We start from the raw sequence: 18,834 nt of genomic DNA on the forward strand, positions 1-18,834 counted from the left end.
TGGTGCAAATTTAACCAAATATGCCTGATTCTACTTCTCTATTTTTAAAACTTCTTGTTCCGTAAACTTTATAGCATTAGAGTTACCAAAACTATTGGTTATATAGTTCATTACATCTGCTATTTCTTGACCTGTTAACCCCATAGCTGTCATTGTGCCATTATAGGTTTTTCCATTGACTACGATCTTTCCTGACTGACCAAACTTTACAACTTTTAAGCTTTCTTCTCTATTTTTCATTAAAAAATCTGACAAAGCCAATGGTGGAATCACATTTTCTACGCCTTCTCCATCAACCAAGTGACAATTCATGCAGAAATCTTCATAAATAATGACACCTCTATCAATACTATCCATTACATCTTCATTATTTACACTATTCTGCCCAAAAACATTAAAGCACAAGAGGTAAACTACACTAAACATTACAACTCTAATCATGACTTCGGTACAATTTTAACAATTCCTAAATTTTCAATACCCACATAAATATAACCATCAGGTGCTTGTACAACATTTCTTACACGCCCTAAACCTTCAAATAATTTTTCACGTTTTACAACCTTATTATTTTCCAACACTAACCGTTCTAAATATTGGAATTTTAATGAGCCAACAAGTAAATTACCTTTCCATTCAGGATATTTATCTGAAGAAATGATTGCAAAACCACTAGGTGCTATAGAAGGCACCCAATAAAAAAGAGGCTGCTCCATACCAGGTAAAGCTGTATTTTCAGTTAAAGTAGTCCCGCTATAATTAATTCCATAACTAATTTTTGGCCAACCATAATTTAATCCTTTCTGGATAATATTTATCTCATCACCTCCTTGTGGACCATGCTCATGAGTCCAAATTTCTCCAGTTTCAGGATGCTTAAACATACCCTGAGGATTTCTATGACCATAAGAATAAATAGCCGTTTTGGCATTTGGTTCATTTATAAATGGATTATCATTTGGTACGGTACCATCATCATTTAAGCGATAAATTTTCCCACAATCTCTAGTAATATCTTGGGGATTTTCATCACGATTACCTCTATCTCCAACAGAAAAATATAAAAACCCCTCATTATCAAAAGCTAATCGTGAACCAAAATGTTGACCTTTAGTGGTATTCGGTTCCGCTTTATATAATTCTTGTTTATCAATTAAGGTGTTTCCATCTAACTTAGCTCTCATAATAGCCGTATTACCGCCGTCTCCATCACCCTCTTGTGAGGCGTAAGAAAAATAGATCCATCCATTTTCACTGAACTTAGGATGAATAATCACATCTAACAATCCTCCTTGCCCTCTATTATAAATCTCAGGCAAACCAGATATTGTAACTCTTTCATTATTTTTAAAATGAATCAGTTCCCCAGTTTTTTCCGTTATTAATATACTACCATCAGGTAAAAACGCCATTCCCCAGGGTATACTAAGTTCATCTATAATTAATTCTGTTGTATAATTGGTATCAATTGGTTCTTCAGCTTTAACTTCTGAATCTACTTGTTGTGCACAAGCAGAATAATTTATAGCTATAAGAAGTAGAGAAAAGAATTTAAAAAGCTTCATAATGATCAAATTTATTTTACAGGAACTAAAATTACAAATAATTATGTATTGTCACTATTAATAAAAGCTATATATTTGCACCTCCAAATTTTAAGAGTAGATTATAATTTATATTTTTTACAATAATTTGGAAGCTTATTTTATAAGTGATAGCTATTTCGGGGTGTAGCGTAGCCCGGTTATCGCGCCGCGTTTGGGACGCGGAGGTCGCAGGTTCGAATCCTGCCACCCCGACAAACCTAGTAATAGGTCAAACTAAAACACTGTTAATCGTATGATTATCAGTGTTTTTTGTTTTATAGGGTATCAAACAAAACCATTTAAAACAGTATAATAGGTGTGCAATTAGGTGTGCAGTTTTATCCTAATTTTTCCCTATCTTTAAAGGACTTTTAGAAGCGATTTGACTTTCGTCTTTACAAACAAATAATGTTTAATTAAAGACGTACAACATGCATAAAAACAGCACTTTCGCAATCATTTTCTTTACCAGAAAATCACGTAGTAACCCAAAAGAATTATTAATTTACGCACGTATCACCGTTGATGGACAGCGTACAGAAATCAGTCTAAAAAGGTGCATTCAGGTGTGCAATTGGGACAATTCCAAAGCCCGAGCAAGAGGAATATCGTCAAATTCGCGTATTCTGAACAAGTATTTAGACCATGTTTACGGTCAACTATTGGATTGCCATAGACAGCTTTTAGAGGAATTCAAGATAATATCTGCCAAATCCATCAAAGCCCGCTATTTGGGCGAAGATGACCAGCTTAAAACACTTAACGAGCTTATAAAGTACCATAATACCAATATGGTTTCTGTTTTAAAGTCTGGTACGATGAAAAATTATTATACCACCGAAAAGTATTTGAATAAGTTCTTGGTTAAAAAATTGAAAACGAATGATATTTATTTAAAGCAACTGAATTATCGATTTATCATTGACTTTGAGCAGTTCCTTAGAAATTACAGTCCAAAGAAAAAAAGGAAAACATTAACCAATAATGGTGTAATGAAACATTTGGAACGGTTTAAAAAAATGATAAACCTTGCCATTAAATTGGAATGGTTGGTTAAAAATCCCTTTAGTCGATTTCAATTGAGGTTTGATAAGTATGATAGGCAATATCTTTCAAAAAGGGAATTAGAGCTTATTGAAAATACTTATTTTAAAAGTGAGCGACTGGAAAGGATAAAGGATCTATTTATTTTTTCTTGTTATACAGGTTTGTCTTATATTGATGTAAAGCAACTGACCGCCCATCAGATTGTCAAAGGTATTGATGCCAACTATTGGATTTATACAAAGCGTGAAAAAACAAATGAGACGGTTAAAGTACCTATTCTACCAAAAGCATTGGTTATTGTTGAAAAGTATAAGGTTATTTCTAAAGAGAAAGGTTCTGAATTATTGCTTCCACTCTACTCCAACCAGAAAACGAATAGTTATTTAAAGGAAATTGCAAAAAGGTGCGGTATTCGTAAAAATATAACTTTTCATGTAGCTCGACATACCTTTGCGACTACGGTACTTTTATCTAATGGTGTTCCTATTGAAACTGTATCAAAATTATTAGGGCATACTAAATTATCTACTACGCAAATTTATGCCAGAGTGTTGGAACATAAAATTAGTGAGGATATTCAAAATTTATTGGTCCGTTTTGAAACAAAAAAGCATCAATCTCAGTCTCAAACCCAATCAACATTTTTTTAGCCTAAAATAGGATTCCCTTTCAATGTGCTTCTCTTTAAATAACGGAAGTACATGGAAAGGGAATTTTAAGTTAAAAAATCATTATGCTTTAACGAGCCGTTACATTATAAAAGCAAAGTATTTTATTTAGGCAGCTTTATGTCCTTGCAAATCACACTAAATATCTCGCAAGGATTGGCTTCTATGGCGAGGGCAATTTTATATAATTCTGTGACTCTTAATCTTGTTCTTGGATTATTTGATAAGTCACTCAATCTTGTGGTACTTATTCCAGTCTTTCTGGCAACATCTGATCTATTTACAGATCTTCTTGATAAATACAATCCTAATTCAGTCATTTTATTCCTCTTTAAGGATAATAAATATAGCTAATAAGGCAATTTATTCCGAAAATAAGAATACATATATTGAATTTTGTCTTATTTTTAGTATATTTATTCCGAATTTAAGAATGTTTGTTCTTAAATACTGTACTTATAATCTTTGAAATATATTTAAAAAACCTAATTATGAAAACAAAAATTATGAATTTTAACAGGGTAGAATCTTCAAAAACGATTAAAAAGATTGTTTCAGAAATAGTAAAGGGCATGAATGTAAATCATATTTATTTGACCTTAGGAGAGAAAAATACTCCTTTTAAGTATCAGTTTACTGTGATTATAGAAGATATGGCAAAACGATTCAAAGAAAGCACTAAAGCAGTTTTAGATGCTTGTATTGACGAATACCCAGACTGTTATGCAAAATTCTTTACACTCCATTATATTCAAAATGAGACAAACAATGGTAATACTTTCTTTTTAAACCATTGCCTTGAAAATAGACTTGTTTATTGTCACAATAGTTATGATAAGAACTGGTTATTTAATAAAATAGACTTTTCTAAGGTTCTAAAAACAGCAAGATTAAACTTTATAAAACGAAAGAGTAAAATATTAGCCTTTAAAAAAGGAGCTGACTTATTTTTAAAACAAGAAGATTATGGACAAGCAGTATTTATGCTTCATCAAGCCATAGAACAAAGCTATATTACCGCAGAGTATTTTTTAATGGGAACAAGTTTTACTGGACATCTGATAAGTGACCATCAAATGTTTGTTGGCAAGGTAAACCCTGTATTTGGAAATATATTTCCAAAGGAAAATAAAAGACAAATAAACCTTTTGAACAAATTAAACAAAGCGTATAGTAAATCCCGATATACCCTCAATTATAAAATAAGCAAAAAGCAAGTTCAAAAGATATACAAGAGAGCCAACGTATTAATTGAATTCTTAGAAGATAAGTTTGAGTCAGAATTGAATGCCTGTAAAGAAAATATAAAATTATATGATTCTAGCTTAGTTGAGAAAGAAATTAAGCCCATCAACATGGAAGAAAAGGAAGTTGATGAGCCTTCTGTTTTACAACAAATTAAGGAATTAAGCGAAGATGGTTTTGAGTTGCTACGACCTATCGGTGGAATTCGAAAGGGCTATTACTTAAAATATGTTCATATCTATAGCTATGCTCATCTTTTTAGCATATTAGAATCTTCAATCAATGTATGCATACTCGCTTTAGAAGGAAGAGTCGATATGACACTTGATATTAGGAATAAAGAATCAGATGTAATTAACGTTTTGGAATTTGCTAAAAATCTAATACCCCTGGAGGAAGCGAATTATTTAGATGAAATGCGAAGGCTTATGCTACCCGAAGAAAAAAATTCAAACTCCATAGCATCGAAAAAGCAGAATCATTTAGCCCATTAGTCTATGGGACAAATCAAAGTGCAAGATGTGTTTTTGATACTATAAAAACAACCTTGCCTGCTCCCGAAGGTTGCAGTATCAAAAAAAAGTCTTTTAAGGCAAAAAAATATACGTTTTTCAACTTGTGGATTTAGAGGCTGGTTGTCAATGACACATTTTTTATTAATTACGGATTAATGGCTTAGAGAATCCACTAGTTTAAAAATGAACCAAGTCCGCTCTCGACACTTCGAGACGGATGCGGTAGTTTTCATCATCAATGTATTTCTTATCTAATTTCAAGAAAACTACAAATTGTAACAAATTTTTATACTGTTTTCAAGGCTTCACAAAGGATTTGTTACAATTTTGGCAAGCTCTTAAAAAAACAATATTTTGAAAAACCCTTTAAATATAGAGCTTTGCGAAGCAAAATGCACCAGTAGCGTTGCTTTAGCACGCTACCCTCTTGCTCTTCAAATCCGTTCGCCAAAAGCGAACAATTTTTCAGACAAATAGTTAACTATTGCTTAAATTTATTGTGATTCATATATTCTTGCCATAAAATAAGGATAATTTTTTTTCTTCCATTTTCTTTCTTTGACAAAAAACCATATTCATATACAAACAGGTAAACATCTCCTTTTTGATTTTTCCAGTAATGCGTGAAAAAATTTGGGTCAAAGCCTAAATCTATAATTATTTCTGCTCTCACGGTTGCTTTGCCCGCTTTATTATATTCTTTTAAAATTTTTCGGTTTAGTTTCAATTGATTATCAACTTGGTTAAAAAACTTTGGAGCCTGTTCTTGCGACAATTTATAATGGTATGCACTTTTACAGTATTGATCACAAAATTTCTTGTCCGATCGCCCTTTGAGTTCCTTATTACAGGACAAACATATTTTTTTAAGTTTCATATAATTTTAATTTTAATCGTACATTATACGTATACTATTCGTATAATATACGATTATTTTAGTATTTAAATGTAATATTGAATAAAGTAGTAAGTCAAATGGAAAAATCAATAACCCTTAAACACCTATTAATACGAAAACAGCAATGTATTGGACTACAGTTTTATACTGATACAGTAGTACAAGCATTGATAAAAGAGTTGCCAAGCCCTAAGTGGAGCAAGGAGTTTAACATGGTCTATATCTTAAACACTAAACAGAACGTTAACCTTGTTTTTGAGAAATTTAAGGGTGTGGCTTGGATAAATGGTAATTATTTTTTTCAAAATAAAACGCTGAGAAATGATAATGTAGATGTTGATTTAGACTGGTTCAAGAAGCGTGAAAAGAAAAAAGGCTATAGAAAATGCCCCGAAGAATACTTAAAAAAACTTGAACTTAAAAGATATGCCAACAATACGGTCAAGAATTATGTGTCATGTTTTGAGTCGTTTATAAACCATTATAAAGATTCGGATCTATTAGATTTAAATGAAAATGACATTAGAGACTATTTGCAAAAACTAATTAAGGAAAAGAAGTCAAACTCATCTATAAATCAGACGATCAACGCCATAAAATTTTATTATGAAGTTGTACTTGGCATGCCCAACAGATTCTATACTATTGAAAGACCAAGGAAAGAAGAAAAATTACCAAAAGTTCTATCAAAAGAAGATGTTTTGAGTGTAATTGAACAAACCAACAACATAAAACATCGTTGCATCGTTAGCTTACTATACTCGGCAGGTCTTAGAAGAAGTGAATTGTTGAATTTGAAAGTGGAAAATATCGACAGTAAAAGAATGTTGATACGAATTGAAGGGGCAAAAGGCAACAAAGATAGATATACTTTGCTTTCAAAAACTTTTTTAAAAGACCTTAGGCTATATTATAGAGAATGGAAACCCAAAATATATCTATTTGAAGGCCCTAAAGGAAATCAATATTCGGCAGAAAGTGTGCTCAAAATAGTAAAACGAGCAGCTAAAAAAAGTGGTGTCAAGATGAATGTTACCCCACATGTTTTAAGGCATTCTTTTGCAACCCATCTACTTGAAAACGGTACAGATTTAAGATATATCCAAGCCTTGCTTGGGCATAAAAACCCAAAAACTACCGAAATTTATACACATGTGGCGACAAATGTTTTTTTACAAATAAAAAATCCTTTAGATTTGTAAGGATATATGGAGTATATAGGTAACGGTACTTATATCCCTTCGTTGTCATCAATAGCTAAAAGAATCAATTCAAACACAATATCATGAATAGAATTTTAATAATCATAACTATCAGTTTACTGGTGTATTCCTGTTCAAAAGATGATAGCGGACCTAGAATTTCTGATAATAAACTACTAATTAGCACCTTATCAAATAACAATATTATTGGCATTGATAGTTTATTTTATGAAAATGGAAAAGTGACAGAGATTAGAGAATACCTGAATAACCAAATTAATCATTCAAGTGGTTTAAAATATTTATACAACGATAGCGGCCAATTGATTAGGCGTTTTCGGGAAGATAACATGACTATAGTGCCAGTTACTGAAATTAATTACACCTATAATAATGATGGTTCACTAAAATCTAGTGAAGGTTCTATTTCATATCATTATTCTTATTATGAAGACACAATTGTCAGAAACGAAGGAAATGAATTCGAGACAAGAATAAAAATTGACAAAAATAAAAGGATTACGACGGTGGAATTAAAACCAATAGGGATAAACGAATTTTCTATCTATAGAGAATTTTTTTATACTGGAGATGGTAATATAGATAAAATAGTAGATTATAATATCTTCAGTGGTATGCCAGATTATGAGTTACTTTTTACATATGATGATCAAATCAACCCGTTTAACTCTTTAGATTATAAAATCAACAACGGTTTAAGTCTGAAAATGTTGGAAGAAGCGACGAGAGTAGGACACTTTCCTTTTGAAGCGAGTATGTTAGATTGGGGTTATGTCTGTTTTAATAAAAACAATATTGTTTCTTGTTTTCTCGATTCCAAAGCTGTCGATTATTCATATAAGTATGGAGAAAACAATTATCCAACTGAAGTGGAATTCGACATTGTCCAACAACAAGATTACCGAATCTTTATAAGTTATTGGTAGAGATTTTGTGCTATATCAAGAAATGTAACTAGTATTCCAGGAGGGATAATAAATGAGCATGTTGGTGTCGAAAGACTTTACCCAGCCTATAAAAATAAAAAGCACAAGATAACGTGATTACTCAAATGGGTCGCTACTGATGACAACAATACCTATAGCAAATAGGGCAGAAAGTACTATATTTAATGGCTTGGGCTTGCTAACTAAGTCCGCCAAATCTTTTGATTTGGCTTTTAAAAAATAAAGATAAAAACAAAACACAAAAGATTTGGCTAAGGGTTTTGGGAAATGTTCGCTGCGTGTCCGCCGCCCTACTTGCCATAGCCTCACCGTTGTGCCTAATTTGAGAAAATGATTGCCGAAATAAATAAAGCTTGGAATTGGAAAGGATTTAATGCGACCGAAATAGTTCGGACGAATGACTTTGGCAATGTGATTTTCAAAACGGACAAAACCGAATATTGGAGAATTTGTCCCGAAGAAATAAGTTGCGAAAAGATTGCGGAATCGGAATCGGAATTTGACCGAATCTCTACCGACTCTGAATTTATAGAAGATTGGGAAATGACAAACCTTGTGGAAATAGCAAAAACGGAACTCGGAGAACTAGCGGAAAACCAAAAATACTGTTTAAAGATGCCAGCGATTATTGGTGGAGAATATGAAAAGTCCAATATTGGAAAAATAAGTTTTGCAGAACTGATTTCTTTTAGTGGAGATTTAGGATTTCAAATAAAGGATTTAAAAGACGGACAGAAAATTAAACTGAATATAAAAAACTAGGCACAACACCGTGTCCTATGTAAAGCACTTTCCCGAGTCTTAGGTTAAATATACAATATTTTTCTTTTTTTTAATTCATGATATTATTTTTAGTGTTGAACTGTTGATTACGCTTTTTGCGTTATCAATAATTCAATGCTAGCTTTATAAAACTCCGCATCCTATATGTGGTATCCGTCTTTAGCGAATCCACCAGCATCTCTATGATGATTTTGGCAAACAAGGCAACTTGCTATAAATATGTGATAACTGTATTAGAGTTTCACCTACGGTGTTTTGTTGTCCTATCTTTTGTGCCAATTTTATAATGAGTTTTAAGCTTGTTTTATGTTTTTATTTAACTAACTACACCTACTTCATAAGGAATTTCAGTTCTAATTACTGCATGAATTCGACTCAAGAGTTTCCTCGCTACTTTTACCAATATGCGTTTGACATCTTTACCTGAATGTGACCGATAATAGGCCTGCATAACTGGATCAAAACGCAACGCTTGCCAAGTAGCTTCTACCAAATAACTACGCATTAGCCGATTTGCTCTTGGGGTTAACCCTGAAGTTTTGAGATTATCTCCACTTTGGTGTACCCAGGGAACCAATCCTACATAACTGGCTAATTGTTTGAAATTTTTAAAACGCCTTAAATCACCCAATTCACATAATAATCCACAAGCTACTATGCCTCCTACTCCCGGAACTGATCGTAATAAATAATAATCTTTCTTATAATGCTTACGACAATAGGCACGTAATTTTGTACTCACATCTCGCTTTTGCTTATCTATATATTCATAGGTAATAAGACGTGTCTCAAAACAATAATCCATTGTAGGATATTCAAAAGTCAAATTTCTTAACCAATCTCTAAAATTATGAGACCAATGACTATTGTCAAATGGCTTTGGAATTTCAATCCCCAAATACAACAATTGCATCTTTATTTGAGTCTTTATTTTTCGATGTTCTTTAACCAGCTCATTTCTTCGACGAAACAAACATCTTAACTGCTCTCGTTCTATTGAAGGAACATGAATTCCTTTGAGTCGGCCATCCTTTAATTCTTTACATAACATACGTGCATCGATCTTGTCGGTCTTTTGAAACTGGGCCTTGGCTGGACGATGAACATCTGCAGGGTTAACAACCTTTGCATGCCATCCAAATGAAATAAAATGTCGATAATGACTAAAGCCACAACAACCCGATTCATAACAGCAATAAACAGTATATCCCTTAAAATGCCTATCCACATACTTTTTTAAACTAAATGCATCTGGTGGAATAGTTAACGATGATCCATCAAAAAGATCCGTTGCAGTACGAATTTTCCAACTTCGCTTGTGTACGTCAATTCCAATAAATAACTTTGATCTAGTAGTATCCTTTGTTTTCATAATAATAAGTTTTTGAACCTTAAAGTTATTAACTAAACTTTGGATACTGCTTTTACATGGTTGCTATAATTTATTGCTGGCTTCTTGCCTACTTACGAAAGTCCTCGCGGACTTTCTTGGTCGGTAATTATTTACTAAATTAGTTGCTTAAACCACGCAACAAACCATATACAAACACGTTGGCAACAAGCAAAAAAATGGAGAGAAAAGAATTTGAGTTAATTTTTGGCATTTTAAGTTTATTAGTTTCTATCATTTGGGGTTATTACAAAATAAAAGATTGGAACAGAATGAAAAAAGATGACCATATCAGGAAGTCTTATAGTATACAAATAATCGGCGGCCTTATTGTCTTTTTTATGATAGGAATTGTTGGAATTTATAGATATTTCTCTTAATCAAATGAGTGTTGAACAAATTCAGATAATGGAACATTATTGAAATGAAAATAAGCGAAATAGATATAAAGCCAGTTGGCAACAAGTTGAAAAATGAAATACAAAATACTTATATTAATAATTCTAACTCTTAGTATTGGAATAGAATCATATGCCTGTAACTGTGGAATACCCAAGAGTTTAGAACTTGAGCAAGATTATAATTATGAAAATTCAGAATGTATATTTGTTGGCGAAGTTCTTGAAGTGAATAAAACTGAAAATACTTTTACAATTAAAGTTATTGAATCTTTTAATGGAAATGATAATTTAAACGTTTACAAAGGAACATATGACGAACAATGCGGGCCAATAATTGATACAAAAGGAAAATGGCTTATCTATGCGAACTTGAACTCTGATAATATTCTTGTTGTAGGAAGTTGCGGAATTTCAAGGAACTTTAAAAATCCTGAATATAATGTTACAATTGAGGGACTTTTAATTAAAGAATTTAAAGGAACTGCTGAAGATCAAGGGAAAAAATTTAATGATAAGGGAAAAAAGGACTTGAAAGTTGAAATAGAAAGATTGAGAGTGAAAAAAGAGGAATAACGGCCAGTTGCCAACAATATATAAAATCAATACGGGGGATTTTCCTTCGGGAAAATCCCAGCTAATTTACTAACTTTGGTCTATTAACAAAGTTGGTGGCTTATTTAGTCCGCACAGCTTTTATACTCAACGTTGGCAACAAGCTGAATGACTGTACTTTCCTGAAATAGGATGACAAAAAAATTTATCAAAAACTATGATTAAAGAATACTTATCTTCTATTAATATATTTAAAAATTCAGAAATAGATGAAGTAATCCAATTTGGGAGTTATCATAAATATAAAAAAGGAGATTTTTTTATTAAGGAAGGACAAATAAGTAAGAATATGGCGTTTATAAATTCAGGGATTTTGCGTTCATATTACTATTCTAATTCAGGAAACGAAATAACTTATTGTTTATCATTTCCTGAATCATTCATTACAGCATTCTCTTCATATATTTCACAAGAAAAATCAAGTATCAATATACAAGCATTAAGTGATACGGAGCTATTTGTAATACAAAAAAATCAAATGGATAAGCTAATTAAAGAAAACACAAATTGGCTTCTATTTCAAAAACAAACAGCAGAAAAATATTTCATGACACTTGAAAAAAGAGTATTTGAACATCAAAAAGAAAAAGCAGAAAATAGATATACCAATTTGATTAAAAGACACCCCGAATATATTAAACAAATTCCTCTTCAGTATATAGCTTCCTATCTTGGCATTACACAAAGACATCTTAGCCGAATAAGAGCCAAAACTGATTTTTAGACAATTGTCTAATAGTTAATGTAGCTTCAGAATTAAATTTGTATATAAATAAATCCATAAAATTTAATTTTCATGAATACATTGACTTCAAAAACAGTAACTATTAATAGAACAATAAAAGAAGTATATAAATTTACAACTAACATGGAAAACTTCAAATCGTGGTTTCCAAAAGTTATAAAAATAGAATCTAATAATTCATTGAATCATGCAATTGTTGGAAAAAAATACATTGAAACCGTTATAGTACCTTTTAAAGGAGAGAGTATAATTTCTTTAAATGTTGTAAAAGCAGAAGAAAATAAAATCTTCATTACTGAAGGTGATTTTTCACCATTATTCCCTAAGATGACTATAAAATTTCATGAAAATTCATCTAATACCACAACTTTAACTTGGTGTATGCAAAGCAGAAATACTAATTTGATATTTACATCTCTATTGTTGCCAATATTTAAAAAAATCATGAATAAAAGAGCTAAAATTGGTGTGCAAAATTTAAAGACTATATTAGAAAAATAAAAATTGATGTAAAAATTCAGCTAACACAGGTTAAAATTAATACTGGCTTTTGGTGCTTGCCCAAAGTTTAGTGCATATTTACTAAGTCGCCAAATCTTGTTGATTTGGCTTTGTGATAACCAAAGAAACAAAACCAAACAAAAAGCTTCGGCTTAGTTGCGTGTTCAAAAATCTTGTCGATTTTCTGCCCGCACAAAGCCTAGCCAAAACTGTTGACAACAACCAGAAAATCGAACTACAAACAAAATTTAATCAATGAATTCAACCGAAGTTATTTTATTAAACTTTTCCGAAATTAGAAGACGGAGTATAAAGTTATGGAGCGGAATTCCTAATGAATACCTGAATTGGAAACCTGACGAAAATGCGTTCACAATTATCGAAATGATAAGACACGTTTTAGAGGGTGAACATCTTTTCCATAAAATTATAGAAAATCGTGGGAATTTAGGAAATTACAAATCACCTTGGAAAGAACTAAAATATTCAGACTTGAAAAACGAACTGGATTTTGCCGAAAATTATCGAGCGGATTTTTTGAGTATGATAAATAGACTGAACGAATCGGATTTAGAGAATGTAAAGATTGAGAGAAAGGAAGTGGGACAAAGCAAAAAACTTGGAGATTATCTGAATCGAATTGCATATCACGAAACTGTTCACACAGGACAAATGTTGAGCTATTTAAGAACAATTGGAATTGACCGACCTCAAATATGGGATTAACTGAAATGAAAAGCCAGTTGCCAACACAGTATATAAAAAATTGCTAGTTTTAGCTAAACCAAAGTTAGTTGCTTGTTTGCTAGCTTCTGATTTTCCTTCGGAAAATCCTCTCACACAAACACGCAACTTTCCATATACATAACCGTTAGCACTAATTAAACTCAACTTTCCGAAAGCTGATAAAGTTTAACCATTATTTAACAACCGTTTTTTACATTACGCTATACATTTGAAAAAAACATTTTATCTAATTTTTTGATATGACAAAACAATTCTTAATAATAATTTTATTATTCTGTTCCAACATCTATGGACAAAATATAAAAGACAATATTGTTGGTTCTTCTTTATTAATTCAATCTAAAATAATGAATGATGAGAGAGAGATTCAAATCTTCTTACCAGATGGCTATGCAGATTCTGATATAACATATCCTGTTCTCTATGTTTTAGATGGTCAGCGATATTTTTTACACGCGGTAAGTCTTCAAAAGTCATTTATTGAATTCAAGCAAACACCTGAATTTATAATAGTTGGAATTTCAAAGAAAATATCTGATAGAAATAGAAACTTTAGTGTGAATTCACAAAAGTACTTGGACTTCATTAAAAAGGAAGTTATTGACTATATTGATAACCAATACAGAACGTCTGAAAAACGGATGTTATTCGGTTGGGCATTTGGTGGAGGTTTTGTTATTGAAACGATGACAAATGAACCAGATTTATTTAATGTCTACATTTCAGCAAGTCCATTTCCGCTAAAAGGAAAAATAAATGAAATAGATAGCTTTCTAACAGAAAATCCAAATTTCAATAAATTATTATTTTTTAGTTCTGGAACAAATGAAGGTGTTGTAAAAGATGGAACGAATGAACTAAACTTACTTTTAACAGATAAAGCACCAAAAACAATGAATTGGGTCTTTAGAGAATTACAAGATGAAGAACATAGGTCCACACCATTCACTACACTATATCACGGAATTAAAGAATACTACAACTACTTTCCTGAATTGCAATTCAATAGCCTTGAGGAATTCTCAAATGCTGGCGGATTAGATTATGTTTATAATTATTATCAAAAACGAGCATCAGAATTTGGGTTTTCAAAAGATTTGTCTGATTGGACAATGTTTACATTAACAAGAAACGCCATAAGAGCAAATGACTATAATCAATTTAATAACTTTGTAAATGACTTTAAGAGCACAGAATTTATCAGCAGATTAAGAGTAACCCGAGCTTGTTCAATTGCAGAATTTTATTTAAAACACAACGAATATGATAAAGCAATTAAGTTGTTTTTGTTTTTAGCAGAAAAACACCCTAACTCTGAAAGACCTCTGAACGGATTGGGAGACACTTACAAAGAATTGAAAAAAGAAATAAAGGCTTCTTCATATTATAAAAAAGCAAAAAAAATATCTGAAAGTAATTCTAACTGAATAATAACTAGTGCTAACACCGTTTCCTATGTAAAGCACTTTCCCGAGTCTTAGGTTAAATATACAATATTTTTCTTTTTTTTAATTCATGATATTATTTTTAGTGTTGAACTGTTGATTACGCTTTTTGCGTTATCAATAATTCAATGCTAGCTTTATAAAACTCCGCATCCTATATGTGGTATCCGTCTTTAGCGAATCCACCAGCATCTCTATGATGATTTTGGCAAACAAGGCAACTTGCTATAAATATGTGATAACTGTATTAGAGTTTCACCTACGGTGTTTTGTTGTCCTATCTTTTGTGCCAATTTTATAATGAGTTTTAAGCTTGTTTTATGTTTTTATTTAACTAACTACACCTACTTCATAAGGAATTTCAGTTCTAATTACTGCATGAATTCGACTCAAGAGTTTCCTCGCTACTTTTACCAATATGCGTTTGACATCTTTACCTGAATGTGACCGATAATAGGCCTGCATAACTGGATCAAAACGCAACGCTTGCCAAGTAGCTTCTACCAAATAACTACGCATTAGCCGATTTGCTCTTGGGGTTAACCCTGAAGTTTTGAGATTATCTCCACTTTGGTGTACCCAGGGAACCAATCCTACATAACTGGCTAATTGTTTGAAATTTTTAAAACGCCTTAAATCACCCAATTCACATAATAATCCACAAGCTACTATGCCTCCTACTCCCGGAACTGATCGTAATAAATAATAATCTTTCTTATAATGCTTACGACAATAGGCACGTAATTTTGTACTCACATCTCGCTTTTGCTTATCTATATATTCATAGGTAATAAGACGTGTCTCAAAACAATAATCCATTGTAGGATATTCAAAAGTCAAATTTCTTAACCAATCTCTAAAATTATGAGACCAATGACTATTGTCAAATGGCTTTGGAATTTCAATCCCCAAATACAACAATTGCATCTTTATTTGAGTCTTTATTTTTCGATGTTCTTTAACCAGCTCATTTCTTCGACGAAACAAACATCTTAACTGCTCTCGTTCTATTGAAGGAACATGAATTCCTTTGAGTCGGCCATCCTTTAATTCTTTACATAACATACGTGCATCGATCTTGTCGGTCTTTTGAAACTGGGCCTTGGCTGGACGATGAACATCTGCAGGGTTAACAACCTTTGCATGCCATCCAAATGAAATAAAATGTCGATAATGACTAAAGCCACAACAACCCGATTCATAACAGCAATAAACAGTATATCCCTTAAAATGCCTATCCACATACTTTTTTAAACTAAATGCATCTGGTGGAATAGTTAACGATGATCCATCAAAAAGATCCGTTGCAGTACGAATTTTCCAACTTCGCTTGTGTACGTCAATTCCAATAAATAACTTTGATCTAGTAGTATCCTTTGTTTTCATAATAATAAGTTTTTGAACCTTAAAGTTATTAACTAAACTTTGGATACTGCTTTTACATGGTTGCTATAATTAATGGCTAGTTCTGGCTTGCTTACGAAAATCCTCGTGGATTTTGAACTGCCCCCAAAAAGTTAGACACTATTTGAGGGTGTTTTTATGGAAAGAAAAGTTAAGTACAATTATGATTTTAAACTTCGCTGCGTAAGGCAAGTTTTAAATCACCATCAAACAGTAGAGGCTGTTTCAAAATTATATGGTTGCCATCATACAACGCTTCACGATTGGATTCGCTTTTATGAAAAGTATGGTAAAAAGGCTTTATTGCCTAGAAAAAACAAGGTTTACACTTTGCCTTTCAAACTTAAAGTTTTAGAAACTATTGATAAAGATTTATTATCTTTCAGTCAAGCCTGTTTAGAGTTTAATATTCCTACTAAATCTGTAATTATGAAATGGCAACGTAATTATAAACAAAACGGTATTATTGGCTTAAACCATAAACCAAGAGGTAAACCAAAATCTATGCAATTTAAAAGAGCAAAAAAGAAGTCTAATAAACCTTTAACTCGAGAAGAGGAACTTTTATTAGAAAATGAATCTTTAAGAGCAGAACTAGACTTGCTAAAAAAGTTACAAGCCTTAATTCAAGAAGAGCAAAGCAAAAAGCAAAAGCCATTACAGAATTAAGGCATAAGTATGATTTAGATATATTACTACATCATACAAATATGGCAAGAAGCAGTTATTATTATCATAATAAAAGAAGTCTTGTAATTGATAAATATGAAGTGATAAAACGATTGATTAACCAGATATATCATCATCACAAAGGAAGATATGGTTATAGAAGAATCACTTTAGAAATCAACAAAAAAGGAATTCTTGTAAATCATAAAACGATATTAAAATTAATGCGTGAATTAGGTTTAAAAAGTTTAATAAGAATCAAAAGATATAAATCTTATAAGGGACAAGTAGGTCAAACAGCTCCAAACATATTACAATGTAATTTTAAAGTTGTAAAACCAAATAAAAAATGGGCAACAGATATTACAGAATTTAAAGTCTTTGGTAAAAAACTCTATCTATCACCAATAATTGATTTATTTAATGGAGAAATAATAAGTTATGAATTATCTGAAAGGCCTAATTTTAAACAAGTTGTTACGATGTTAAAAAAGTCTTTTAAAAAAATACCTAATCAAACGAACTTAATATTACATTCAGATCAAGGTTGGCAATATCAAATGAAACAATATCAAAGATTATTAAAAGAAAAAGGAATTACTCAAAGTATGTCTCGAAAGGGAAATTGTTTAGACAATGCTGTAATAGAAAATTTCTTTGGTATACTAAAATCTGAATTGTTTTATTTGAATAAGTATAGGTCAATAACTCAGTTAAAGAAAGACATAAAAGAGTATATAAAATATTATAATAACGAAAGAATTAAACCAAATTTAAAAGGAATGAGCCCGATTGAATATCGAGTTCATTATTATCAAAATTAATTATAAATTTGTCTAATCTTTTGGGTGCAGTCTATTTTCTATTCGGTTTTTATTTGCTAAATTAGGTGCTTAAACACGCCACTAATCATACACGTATTCCAAGGTCAAATCCTAATAATTTATAACTTATTTTTAAGCTGCATATTTTTGGATTTCTACATAAGGCGTTCCTCTTTTCACTACTGCAAATGCTCTTGATAAAATCTTATTTCTAACATTATTTAAAGCAACCATTTTTGGTTTACCTTCTTCGAGTTTCTTCTTGTAATATTGTTTTAGTTCTTTATCGCACTGTATAGCACTCACGCTGGCAAGTGTTAAAAGTGTTTTCATTTTTCTATCTCCTATATGGTGTATTCTATTCCTTCTTCTAATACTGGTTCCAGAACTGTGTTCAAAAGGTGCAACACCACAATAGCTAGAAAATTGTCGCCAACTATTGAATCGTTTAAAGTTGCTCGTGTGATATATAATCTGACAAGAAAGTATTAATCCGACTCCTTTTAAGGTATTTAGAAGCTTAAAATTCTTATCGAGTGATTTATCACTTTTCATTAATTTTTTAATACAAAGTTCTAGAGCTTCAATTTGTTTTGTGAGATAATGAATGGTCTTTTTGATAATTCTACAACAGTTGTCGGTTGAAGGACTACTAAGTAAAGATTGCATTTCTTTAAGGCTACTCATCTTGCCTGTTCGATCTCTTACTAGCTGTTCTCTAATCGATAATAATCTGCCCAACTCTTGAACGTGATTTTCTTTTGGTGTACTAAGAAGTAGTTCTTCTTTATGTAACCAAGCATACCTAGCTATCATACCCGCATCAAGTTTATCTGTTTTACCTCTAACAATACCTACAGATCGTTTGATTGCTAAGGGACTTTGTTCAATATAATCTATATTGTTTTCTGATAGGTAAACACTCAGGTTTGTAGAGTAATGTCCTGTATTCTCAAAACAGAAAAAATAGACTTGCTCTTTTAAATACGTTTCCGTCCATGACAATAGTGCTTTGTAACCCTTAGTAGTGTTAGAAAACACTCGATGTACTGCTCTGTTATGGATATGTGCATCGATTGTTAATTTAGATACATCAATTCCTATAACATCTACATAATTTTTCATATTTTTAAATATTATTTCCTTTTAAAAAGAAATGATTAATAAATGTTGCAATGACTATC

The 18,834-nt window shown here is 31.5% G+C and carries 20 protein-coding genes and 1 tRNA gene; 14 read left to right on the forward strand and 7 right to left on the reverse strand.

Going from position 1 to position 18,834, the window contains the following annotated elements; translation table 11 throughout:
• Nucleotides 1-30: 30 nt before the first annotated feature.
• The gene (locus FF125_RS16035; protein WP_250629606.1) at nucleotides 31-441 is read right to left on the reverse strand and encodes a c-type cytochrome; all 411 of its coding nucleotides are present in this window, start codon (nucleotides 439-441) and stop codon (nucleotides 31-33) included.
• On the reverse strand, nucleotides 438-1,565 hold the full coding sequence (locus FF125_RS16040) for a PQQ-dependent sugar dehydrogenase (RefSeq protein WP_138950748.1): 1,128 nt from the start codon (nucleotides 1,563-1,565) through the stop codon (nucleotides 438-440). Before FF125_RS16040 ends, FF125_RS16035 begins: the two co-directional genes overlap by 4 nt.
• Before the next feature lie 159 nt (nucleotides 1,566-1,724).
• Here FF125_RS16040 and FF125_RS16045 point away from each other — a divergent pair.
• Both FF125_RS16045 and FF125_RS16050 read left to right on the forward strand, forming a co-directional pair.
• Nucleotides 1,725-1,799, forward strand: a tRNA-Pro gene (locus FF125_RS16045).
• Nucleotides 1,800-2,017: 218 nt separating this feature from the next.
• The gene (locus tag FF125_RS16050) at nucleotides 2,018-3,283 is read left to right on the forward strand and encodes a site-specific integrase (protein WP_138950749.1); all 1,266 of its coding nucleotides are present in this window, start codon (nucleotides 2,018-2,020) and stop codon (nucleotides 3,281-3,283) included.
• A gap of 122 nt (nucleotides 3,284-3,405) precedes the next feature.
• Here the strand turns inward: FF125_RS16050 and FF125_RS16055 are convergent, their stop codons facing one another.
• On the reverse strand, nucleotides 3,406-3,621 hold the full coding sequence (locus FF125_RS16055) for a helix-turn-helix domain-containing protein (RefSeq protein ID WP_138950750.1): 216 nt from the start codon (nucleotides 3,619-3,621) through the stop codon (nucleotides 3,406-3,408).
• Nucleotides 3,622-3,792: 171 nt separating this feature from the next.
• On the opposite strand from FF125_RS16055, the gene FF125_RS16060 reads away from it, so the two are divergent.
• Nucleotides 3,793-5,040 carry a HEPN domain-containing protein gene (locus FF125_RS16060; protein WP_138950751.1) on the forward strand — a complete coding sequence of 416 codons (1,248 nt, stop codon included), beginning with the start codon at nucleotides 3,793-3,795 and terminating at the stop codon, nucleotides 5,038-5,040.
• Between the two features lie 502 nt (nucleotides 5,041-5,542).
• On the opposite strand, the gene FF125_RS16065 is transcribed toward FF125_RS16060, so the two are convergent.
• Nucleotides 5,543-5,938, reverse strand: a complete 396-nt coding sequence (locus FF125_RS16065; RefSeq protein WP_138949906.1) for a hypothetical protein — start codon at nucleotides 5,936-5,938, stop codon at nucleotides 5,543-5,545.
• A 98-nt stretch (nucleotides 5,939-6,036) separates the two neighbouring features.
• Here FF125_RS16065 and xerA point away from each other — a divergent pair, with 98 nt between their 5' ends.
• From xerA to FF125_RS16085, 3 genes are all read left to right on the forward strand, one after another.
• Nucleotides 6,037-7,161: a site-specific tyrosine recombinase/integron integrase gene (xerA, locus tag FF125_RS16070; protein WP_138949907.1), complete on the forward strand. Its 1,125-nt coding sequence runs from the start codon at nucleotides 6,037-6,039 to the stop codon at nucleotides 7,159-7,161.
• Between the two features lie 83 nt (nucleotides 7,162-7,244).
• On the forward strand, nucleotides 7,245-8,108 hold the full coding sequence (locus tag FF125_RS16075) for a hypothetical protein (protein ID WP_138950752.1): 864 nt from the start codon (nucleotides 7,245-7,247) through the stop codon (nucleotides 8,106-8,108).
• A 351-nt stretch (nucleotides 8,109-8,459) separates the two neighbouring features.
• Nucleotides 8,460-8,891, forward strand: a complete 432-nt coding sequence (locus FF125_RS16085) for a T6SS immunity protein Tdi1 domain-containing protein (RefSeq protein ID WP_138950754.1) — start codon at nucleotides 8,460-8,462, stop codon at nucleotides 8,889-8,891.
• A 337-nt stretch (nucleotides 8,892-9,228) separates the two neighbouring features.
• Here the strand turns inward: FF125_RS16085 and FF125_RS16090 are convergent, their stop codons facing one another.
• Complete coding sequence (locus tag FF125_RS16090; RefSeq protein WP_138948250.1) at nucleotides 9,229-10,284, reverse strand: IS110 family RNA-guided transposase; 1,056 nt, start codon at nucleotides 10,282-10,284, stop codon at nucleotides 9,229-9,231.
• A gap of 197 nt (nucleotides 10,285-10,481) precedes the next feature.
• Between FF125_RS16090 and FF125_RS16095 the strand changes: the two genes are divergently transcribed.
• The 6 genes from FF125_RS16095 (at nucleotide 10,482) to FF125_RS16125 (ending at nucleotide 14,735) form a co-directional block, all read left to right on the forward strand.
• The gene (locus FF125_RS16095; protein WP_138950755.1) at nucleotides 10,482-10,682 is read left to right on the forward strand and encodes a hypothetical protein; all 201 of its coding nucleotides are present in this window, start codon (nucleotides 10,482-10,484) and stop codon (nucleotides 10,680-10,682) included.
• Between the two features lie 93 nt (nucleotides 10,683-10,775).
• On the forward strand, nucleotides 10,776-11,276 hold the full coding sequence (locus FF125_RS16100) for a hypothetical protein (protein WP_138949914.1): 501 nt from the start codon (nucleotides 10,776-10,778) through the stop codon (nucleotides 11,274-11,276).
• 196 nt (nucleotides 11,277-11,472) lie between these two features.
• Complete coding sequence (locus FF125_RS16105) at nucleotides 11,473-12,039, forward strand: Crp/Fnr family transcriptional regulator (RefSeq protein WP_250629572.1); 567 nt, start codon at nucleotides 11,473-11,475, stop codon at nucleotides 12,037-12,039.
• Nucleotides 12,040-12,111: 72 nt separating this feature from the next.
• Nucleotides 12,112-12,561, forward strand: a complete 450-nt coding sequence (locus FF125_RS16110; protein WP_138949921.1) for an SRPBCC family protein — start codon at nucleotides 12,112-12,114, stop codon at nucleotides 12,559-12,561.
• A 255-nt stretch (nucleotides 12,562-12,816) separates the two neighbouring features.
• Complete coding sequence (locus FF125_RS16115) at nucleotides 12,817-13,287, forward strand: DinB family protein (RefSeq protein ID WP_138949922.1); 471 nt, start codon at nucleotides 12,817-12,819, stop codon at nucleotides 13,285-13,287.
• 260 nt (nucleotides 13,288-13,547) lie between these two features.
• A complete protein-coding gene (locus tag FF125_RS16125) occupies nucleotides 13,548-14,735 on the forward strand; it encodes an alpha/beta hydrolase-fold protein (RefSeq protein WP_138949923.1) in 1,188 nt (395 codons plus the stop codon).
• 348 nt (nucleotides 14,736-15,083) lie between these two features.
• On the opposite strand, the gene FF125_RS16130 is transcribed toward FF125_RS16125, so the two are convergent.
• Nucleotides 15,084-16,139 (reverse strand): IS110 family RNA-guided transposase, encoded by a 1,056-nt coding sequence (locus tag FF125_RS16130; protein ID WP_138948250.1) that lies wholly within the window; start codon nucleotides 16,137-16,139, stop codon nucleotides 15,084-15,086.
• A 156-nt stretch (nucleotides 16,140-16,295) separates the two neighbouring features.
• Between FF125_RS16130 and FF125_RS16135 the strand changes: the two genes are divergently transcribed.
• The gene (locus FF125_RS16135) at nucleotides 16,296-16,826 is read left to right on the forward strand and encodes a helix-turn-helix domain-containing protein (protein WP_138949924.1); all 531 of its coding nucleotides are present in this window, start codon (nucleotides 16,296-16,298) and stop codon (nucleotides 16,824-16,826) included.
• Complete coding sequence (locus tag FF125_RS16140) at nucleotides 16,814-17,650, forward strand: IS3 family transposase (protein ID WP_250629763.1); 837 nt, start codon at nucleotides 16,814-16,816, stop codon at nucleotides 17,648-17,650. Before FF125_RS16135 ends, FF125_RS16140 begins: the two co-directional genes overlap by 13 nt.
• Before the next feature lie 132 nt (nucleotides 17,651-17,782).
• Here the strand turns inward: FF125_RS16140 and FF125_RS16145 are convergent, their stop codons facing one another.
• Nucleotides 17,783-18,775, reverse strand: a complete 993-nt coding sequence (locus FF125_RS16145; protein WP_138950758.1) for an IS110 family RNA-guided transposase — start codon at nucleotides 18,773-18,775, stop codon at nucleotides 17,783-17,785.
• Nucleotides 18,776-18,834: the final 59 nt, after the last annotated feature.

Origin of the sequence: Aureibaculum algae (assembly GCF_006065315.1) — a bacterium.
GTDB lineage: Bacteria > Bacteroidota > Bacteroidia > Flavobacteriales > Flavobacteriaceae > Aureibaculum > Aureibaculum algae.

Bases quoted from the DNA above. Each gene is read 5' to 3' on its own strand.
- FF125_RS16095 (WP_138950755.1), top strand. From the start codon at position 10,482: ATGGAGAGAAAAGAATTTGAGTTAATTTTTGGCATTTTAAGTTTATTA.
- FF125_RS16105 (WP_250629572.1), top strand. From the start codon at position 11,473: ATGATTAAAGAATACTTATCTTCTATTAATATATTTAAAAATTCAGAA.
- FF125_RS16065 (WP_138949906.1), bottom strand. From the start codon at position 5,938: ATGAAACTTAAAAAAATATGTTTGTCCTGTAATAAGGAACTCAAAGGG.
- FF125_RS16035 (WP_250629606.1), bottom strand. From the start codon at position 441: ATGATTAGAGTTGTAATGTTTAGTGTAGTTTACCTCTTGTGCTTTAAT.
- FF125_RS16135 (WP_138949924.1), top strand. From the start codon at position 16,296: ATGGAAAGAAAAGTTAAGTACAATTATGATTTTAAACTTCGCTGCGTA.
- FF125_RS16055 (WP_138950750.1), bottom strand. From the start codon at position 3,621: ATGACTGAATTAGGATTGTATTTATCAAGAAGATCTGTAAATAGATCA.
- FF125_RS16100 (WP_138949914.1), top strand. From the start codon at position 10,776: ATGAAATACAAAATACTTATATTAATAATTCTAACTCTTAGTATTGGA.
- FF125_RS16130 (WP_138948250.1), bottom strand. From the start codon at position 16,139: ATGAAAACAAAGGATACTACTAGATCAAAGTTATTTATTGGAATTGAC.
- xerA (WP_138949907.1), top strand. From the start codon at position 6,037: ATGGAAAAATCAATAACCCTTAAACACCTATTAATACGAAAACAGCAA.
- FF125_RS16085 (WP_138950754.1), top strand. From the start codon at position 8,460: ATGATTGCCGAAATAAATAAAGCTTGGAATTGGAAAGGATTTAATGCG.
- FF125_RS16110 (WP_138949921.1), top strand. From the start codon at position 12,112: ATGAATACATTGACTTCAAAAACAGTAACTATTAATAGAACAATAAAA.
- FF125_RS16125 (WP_138949923.1), top strand. From the start codon at position 13,548: ATGACAAAACAATTCTTAATAATAATTTTATTATTCTGTTCCAACATC.
- FF125_RS16090 (WP_138948250.1), bottom strand. From the start codon at position 10,284: ATGAAAACAAAGGATACTACTAGATCAAAGTTATTTATTGGAATTGAC.
- FF125_RS16075 (WP_138950752.1), top strand. From the start codon at position 7,245: ATGAATAGAATTTTAATAATCATAACTATCAGTTTACTGGTGTATTCC.
- FF125_RS16060 (WP_138950751.1), top strand. From the start codon at position 3,793: ATGAAAACAAAAATTATGAATTTTAACAGGGTAGAATCTTCAAAAACG.
- FF125_RS16040 (WP_138950748.1), bottom strand. From the start codon at position 1,565: ATGAAGCTTTTTAAATTCTTTTCTCTACTTCTTATAGCTATAAATTAT.
- FF125_RS16050 (WP_138950749.1), top strand. From the start codon at position 2,018: ATGCATAAAAACAGCACTTTCGCAATCATTTTCTTTACCAGAAAATCA.
- FF125_RS16145 (WP_138950758.1), bottom strand. From the start codon at position 18,775: ATGAAAAATTATGTAGATGTTATAGGAATTGATGTATCTAAATTAACA.
- FF125_RS16115 (WP_138949922.1), top strand. From the start codon at position 12,817: ATGAATTCAACCGAAGTTATTTTATTAAACTTTTCCGAAATTAGAAGA.